The organism is Paenibacillus zanthoxyli JH29 (assembly GCF_000520715.1).
Lineage (GTDB): Bacteria > Bacillota > Bacilli > Paenibacillales > Paenibacillaceae > Paenibacillus_AQ > Paenibacillus_AQ zanthoxyli.
The window spans coordinates 1-6,325 of sequence record NZ_ASSD01000277.1; the positions used below are offsets into that span (position 1 = coordinate 1).

At 50.3% G+C, this 6,325-nt stretch carries 5 protein-coding genes; all 5 read left to right on the forward strand.

Annotated features, from left to right (window positions below):
• Nucleotides 1-189 precede the first annotated feature (189 nt).
• Nucleotides 190-1,647 carry a nitrogenase molybdenum-iron protein alpha chain gene (nifD, locus tag L691_RS0110170; protein WP_025690364.1) on the forward strand — a complete coding sequence of 486 codons (1,458 nt, stop codon included), beginning with the start codon at nucleotides 190-192 and terminating at the stop codon, nucleotides 1,645-1,647.
• Complete coding sequence (gene nifK / locus L691_RS0110175; protein WP_025690366.1) at nucleotides 1,644-3,197, forward strand: nitrogenase molybdenum-iron protein subunit beta; 1,554 nt, start codon at nucleotides 1,644-1,646, stop codon at nucleotides 3,195-3,197. The genes nifD and nifK overlap by 4 nt, the downstream gene beginning before the upstream one ends.
• Before the next feature lie 232 nt (nucleotides 3,198-3,429).
• Entirely contained in the window at nucleotides 3,430-4,791 is a 1,362-nt protein-coding gene (gene nifE / locus L691_RS0110180; protein ID WP_025690367.1) for a nitrogenase iron-molybdenum cofactor biosynthesis protein NifE, read from the forward strand.
• Nucleotides 4,781-6,109, forward strand: a complete 1,329-nt coding sequence (gene nifN, locus L691_RS0110185; RefSeq protein WP_025690368.1) for a nitrogenase iron-molybdenum cofactor biosynthesis protein NifN — start codon at nucleotides 4,781-4,783, stop codon at nucleotides 6,107-6,109. Before nifE ends, nifN begins: the two co-directional genes overlap by 11 nt.
• On the forward strand, nucleotides 6,084-6,325 hold a 242-nt coding region (locus L691_RS0110190; protein WP_025690370.1), incomplete at its 3' end, for a NifB/NifX family molybdenum-iron cluster-binding protein. The genes nifN and L691_RS0110190, both read left to right, overlap by 26 nt.

A 6,325-nucleotide genomic window follows, 5' to 3' on the forward strand; every position in this document is an offset into this window, starting at 1 on the left:
GACGAAGAAACAGCTATCAAGAAGCTTGAAGCTGCTGGTCACTAATTAAAAAAAAGCGAACAGACTTCGCATAACAATATAAATTGTCCGGTGAATGGAGTGGAGAGACGGTCATTCACCGGATGAAATTAAACGAAGTATGCCCCGCAGGAGGTACTATCCTGCACATTTGAAAAGGAGGTTCAACGAATGGGACTGGATATTGAGGCGAACAAAAAGTTAGTTGAGGATATACTGGAAGCCTATCCCGATAAAGCAAAAAAAGACCGTAAGAAGCATTTTCAGATTAATACTGAGGAGACTAAACAATCCTGCAATTGCTCCCTGAAATCGAACATTAAATCCCGTCCGGGCGTAATGACGCCGCGCGGTTGCTCCTACGCAGGTTCGAAAGGCGTGGTATGGGGACCGATCAAGGATATGGTTCACATTTCTCACGGCCCGGTTGGCTGCGGACAATATAGCTGGGCTACTCGCCGCAACTATGCGAACGGTACGCTTGGTATCGATAACTTCACCGCTATGCAAATCACAAGTGATTTCCAAGAGACGGACATCGTCTTTGGCGGCGACAAGAAGCTGGAAGTCATCTGCCGCGAGATCACGGAAATGTTCCCGCTGGCTAAAGGTATCACTGTTCAATCTGAGTGTCCGATTGGTCTGATCGGCGATGATATTGAAGCAGTATCCAAGAAAATGGCGAAAGAACTGGAAATGCCAGTTGTTCCGGTCCGTTGCGAAGGTTTCCGCGGCGTCAGCCAATCGCTTGGTCACCATATTGCGAACGACGTTATCCGCGACTATTTATTGGGTAAAGCGGATCTAGCCGAAACCGGTCCTTACGATGTTAATATCATCGGTGACTACAACATCGGCGGCGACGCTTGGGCTTCCCGTATCCTGTTAGAAGAAATGGGTCTGCGCGTAATCGCTCAATGGTCGGGCGACGGTACGCTGAACGAGCTGCAAGTCGCTCACAAAGCGAAGCTGAACCTGATTCACTGCCACCGTTCCATGAACTACATGGTTACGCATATGGAGCAAGCTTACGGTATTCCGTGGATGGAGTACAACTTCTTCGGGCCGACCAAAACTTACGAGAGCCTGCGCGCAATCGCTGCGAAATTCGACGCAACGATCCAAGAAAACTGCGAGAAGGTTATCGCCAAATACAAGCCGCAAATGGATGCCATTATCGGCAAATACAGACCTCGTCTGGAAGGCAAAAAGGTTATGCTGCTGATCGGTGGTCTGCGTTCCCGCCACACCATTGGCGCTTACGAAGATCTGGGTATGGAAATCGTTGCTACAGGCTACGAATTTGCTCATAAAGACGACTATGAAAGAACCTTCCCAGACATGAAAGAAGGATCGATCATCATGGATGATCCGACTGCATACGAACTGGAAGAACTCGCTCAAAAATTGAACATCGACCTTATGGGATCGGGTGTTAAGGAAAAATACGTATACCACAAAATGGGTATTCCGTTCCGTCAAATGCACTCCTGGGATTACAGTGGTCCGTACCATGGCTTCGACGGCTTCAAGATTTTTGCCAAGGATATGGATATGACTGTGAACAACCCGGTATGGAATTTGATTGATAAGAAAGAAAAAGTACAGACTGAGGGGGCGAGCGTATGAGCAAGGAAAGATTGAATATTCCCGATTACAACACCTTGTTTACGGAAGAACGCTATGTTCAACAGCGTGAAAACAAGAAACAATTTGAAGCGCCTTGCAGTGATCAAGAGAAAGCAGAAGCGCTCGCTTACTCCCAATCTGCGGAGTATATGGAAAAGAACTTCGAACGTAAAGCAGTTGTTATCAATCCTCACAAAGCGTGCCAACCGCTCGGATCGATTATGGCAGCACTCGGATTCGAAAAAACGCTGCCGTTCGTACACGGGTCCCAAGGCTGTAACTCTTACTTCCGCAGTCATCTGAGCCGCCACTTTAAAGAACCTACGCCAGCTGTTTCTTCCTCGATGACTGAGGATGCAGCCGTATTCGGCGGCATGAGCAACATGATCGACGGTCTGCAAAACGCCGTTGCTCTGTACAAACCGGAAATGATCGCTGTATGTACCACTTGTATGGCGGAAGTAATCGGTGATGACCTGTCGGCCTTTATCGGCAATGCCCGTCAAAAAGGCGCAATCACCGAAGATTTCCCTGTAACCTTTGCGAATACGCCAAGCTTCATCGGCTCGCATATCACTGGTTATGATTCCATGATCAAGGGCATTCTGAGCCAATTGTTCGAACGTTCCGGTCAAACCGCCGCTCCGGGTACCGGTGAAGAAGGCGAGAAGCTGAACGTGCTGCTTGGATTTGAGCCTTACACAGGAAACTTTGCGGAAATCCGTAAAATCCTGAACGCTTTTGATACGAAGTACACGATTCTCGGCGATCACAGCGGCAACTATGATTCCCCGGCTAACGGAGAATATGAATACTACTATGGCGGAACGAAGCTTGCCGATGTTCCAAAAGCGGCTAACGCACTGGGCTCGCTCGTACTGCAAAAATACACGCTCAAGAAAACTCAAGAATATATCAATGGCACTTGGAAGCAACAAGTTTCCGCTCTGTCGACTCCGCTCGGCGTAAAAGCGACAGATAAGCTGCTTGAAGCTATCAGCGAACTGACAGGTCTTCCGGTTCCGGCATCGCTGAAGGAAGAACGCGGACGCGTGGTTGACGCTTACACTGACAGCCATCCTTATCTGCATGGTAAACGCGTTGCTCTTGCTGGTGACCCTGACCTGCTGCTTGGCCTTATTGGATTCTGTCTCGAAGTCGGCATGGAGCCGGTTCACATTCTGTGCTCGAACGGTGATGTTGAATTCGATGGCAAGAAGTGGAAAGAAGAAGTTGAAGCACTGCTGGCAACCAGCCCTTATGGTTCCGAAGCAACTGTTTATGTAGGCAAAGACCTTTGGCATCTGCGTTCGCTGCTGCTTAACGATCCGGTTGATCTGGCTATCGGCAGCTCGCACGTTAAATTCGCCGCTAAGGATGCGGGAGTACCGCTGGTCCGCGTAGGCTTCCCGATCTTTGACCGTCATCATATGCATCGCAATCCGATTATCGGCTACCAAGGAGCACTGAATCTGCTGACCTTGATTGTCAATATTGTCCTTGATCAGTTGGACAACAACGAGTCCGGTTTCAACGATTTGGTTCGCTAATCTATAGGTAAAAAGGGGAGCAGATTTATCTTGGATAAATCTGCTCCCTCAGCCTATTTTCAGAGAAAATATGTTATAATTTGTATAACTCAGATTTTGAATAGCGGCGAAATGTATACGGATTGGGGTCCAAACGTTTCTGTTCTATTTATTCCGCATTCATTTCAGTTGTTTAGCCTGGTGGGTAGTAAGAATTAGAGCACTGAGTCTTAGCGAAGGAGATGATGATCCAATGGAGCCTATTCGAAAGGAAGAGATAGACGATCAGGCCTGCGGGAGTCTTGCCCCCAAATCAAAGCCTTGTCCACGGCCAAAACCGGGTGAGGCAGCCGGAGGTTGCTCATTCGACGGAGCGCAAATTACATTGCTCCCGATTATGGATGCTGCGCATCTCGTGCATGGACCGGTAGCTTGCGCCGGCAACAGTTGGGAAAGCCGGGGAAGCCTTTCGAGTGGCCCTTCCCTCTCCCAATACGGCTTTGCGACGGATTTGAGCAATAATGACATTATTTTTGGCGGAGAAAAAAAGCTGAAAGACAGCATTGACTATATTGCCGGGCGTTTTGCGCCTCCGGCTATCTTTGTATATGCGACATGCGTTACAGCGCTGATCGGCGAAGACATGGATGCCGTCTGTAAAGAGTCTTCAGACCGTCTCGGAATCCCGGTAGTTCCTGTAAACAGCCCCGGCTTTGTCGGTAGCAAGAACCTCGGCAACCGGCTCGCGGGCGATGCTTTGCTCCAATATGTTATCGGTACGGGTGAACCGGAAGTAGAGGCTTCTATGGGCGTAAACCTGATTGGCGAGTACAACATCGCCGGCGAGATGTGGGACATTGAGAAACTGATGAACCAAGCGGGAATAACGCTCTTGTCCCGCATTACAGGCGATGCCAGATACAAGGAAATTACTTGGGCCCACCGTGCGAAAGCCAATATGGTAGTATGCAGCCGCGCACTGCTTGGACTGGCGAAGCAGATGGAATCCAAATATGGCATTCCCTATTTTGAAGGCTCATTCTATGGTGCAAAAGAGACCACCTACTCTTTGCGTCAAATGGCTTACCTACTGAACGATAGAGAGATGGAACGCAGGGTCGACCGATTGACAGAGCGTGAAGAGAATCGGTTGTCTCATGACCTGCGGCCATACCGTAAGATACTTAAAGGAAAGAAAGCTGTTCTCTACACAGGCGGAGTGAAAAGCTGGTCGGTTATTTCGGCGCTGAAGGAACTGGGCATCCAGGTTGTTGGCGTCGGAACGAACAAAAGCTCGGATGAGGATGTACAGCGGATTGCCGACAGAGTCAGCGATGATACAGAGTATATTCCGGAAGGCGGAGCGAGCCGTATTATTAAGACGGTAAGAGAGCGCAAAGCCGATATAATGATTGCCGGCGGACGGAATATGTATGTTGCAATGAAAGAGCAAATCCCGTTTGTGGACATCAACCAGGAACGTCATAAGGCCTATGCCGGTTACGAAGGTCTGCTGCGGCTGGCTAAGGAATTGGTGGATTCCATTGCTAATCCGATTTGGAAGCTCGCCTCCTCGCCAGCTCCGTGGGACAAGGAGGGCAGCTATGACCGTTAAGAGAAGAAGCAAACCGGTATCGGTTAATCCGCTTAAAATCGGACAGTCTCTCGGCGGTATACTGGCGATGCAAGGCTGCTATCGGGCCATGCCGGTTGTCCATGGCTCGCAGGGCTGCTCCGCCTTTCCCAAGGCGCTTCTAACTCGGCATTTTCGTGAACCGATTGCCGTACAGACTTCAGCGCTGCAGGAAATGGACGTTATTTTCGACGCAAACCGCAATTTGGAAGAAGCCCTGAACGCAGTGCTGTCCAAGCATCGTCCCGACATTATCGGGATCATCGGGACTGAACTGACCGATGTTGCAGGGGTGGATTACCAGAGTATGCTGAAGTCGTACAAGAGAGAGCGTAATATGCGCGGCGGGCTTGCCTTTTCTGTGACGCTGCCTGACTTTCGCGGATCGCTAGAATCCGGATTCAGTGTAACTGTTGAAGCTATGGTTGATGAACTGATTCAGCAGGCGGGTCTCCGGGGACAGCGGAACGTGAATTCCCGTCAGATTACGCTGCTGCCGGGATCTTATCTTACACCCGGGGATGTAATGGAACTCAAGGAAATCGTGTCCTCCTTTGGCTTTGAGGTCATCGCGCTTCCTGATATATCGACTTCTTTGTCGGGACATCTTCTGACCGGATTCTCGCCGCTGACCAGAGGCGGGGTTCCACTGGATTCGATGCTGCAGAGCTTGCAGTCGGGGCTTACGATCGCCTTCGGCTCCAGTATGGAACGTCCAGCCAGAAGACTGCACAACGCTCTCGGTACGCCATACAAGGTGTTCCAAGGAACGATGGGGCTCAAGGCTTCCGACGAGCTGCTGAATTTCCTGCATCAAATCAGCGGTGTTCCGGTTCCTATCCGGTACTGCTGGCAGCGTGAAAATCTGCTTGACTGTATGCTTGATGCTCACTTTCAGTTTGCCGGTGTCTCCGCCGTGGCTGCGCTTGAACCGGATCATCTGCGCTCTGTCTCGGAATGGCTAGATGAGCTGGGCGTTGAGCAAAAGGCGCTGATTACGTCGTATGAAACGCCGGCAGTGGCTGAAATGGAGCGCGATGTATGGGTCGGTGACTTGGACGACGCCGAGGTGCTCGGAAGCGGAGCCGATTTGTGGATTGGAAGTTCGCACGGAATTGCGGGAGCGGAGCGTATTGGAGCAGCTTTCCTAGCTGCCGGCTTCCCGATATGGAACGAACTTGGATCGTATATGAATGTTTCCGTCGGCTATCGCGGAGCGATGGAGTGGACCAATAAAGCAGGCAATCTATTAATGAGAAGGGAGGCGGAGCATCGTGAAAGTAGCGTTCGCCACAGATGACGGAGTTCGTGTAAATGCCCATTTTGGGCAATGTTCGATGTTTGCCATTTATAATATAACGAAGGGTAAAAGCGAGCTTCTGGAGCTGCGCAGAATACCTGACATCGCAGCTCAGGACGAATTAGGCAAGATTGATGGCCGGATTGAGACTATCGGAGACTGCACATTGATCTTCCTCATGCAGATTGGAGCATCGGCGGCTGCGAAGGTGACCCG

Coding starts and splice junctions, on each gene's coding strand:
- nifK (WP_025690366.1), top strand. CDS start 1,644: ATGAGCAAGGAAAGATTGAATATTCCCGATTACAACACCTTGTTTACG.
- nifN (WP_025690368.1), top strand. CDS start 4,781: ATGACCGTTAAGAGAAGAAGCAAACCGGTATCGGTTAATCCGCTTAAA.
- nifD (WP_025690364.1), top strand. CDS start 190: ATGGGACTGGATATTGAGGCGAACAAAAAGTTAGTTGAGGATATACTG.
- nifE (WP_025690367.1), top strand. CDS start 3,430: ATGGAGCCTATTCGAAAGGAAGAGATAGACGATCAGGCCTGCGGGAGT.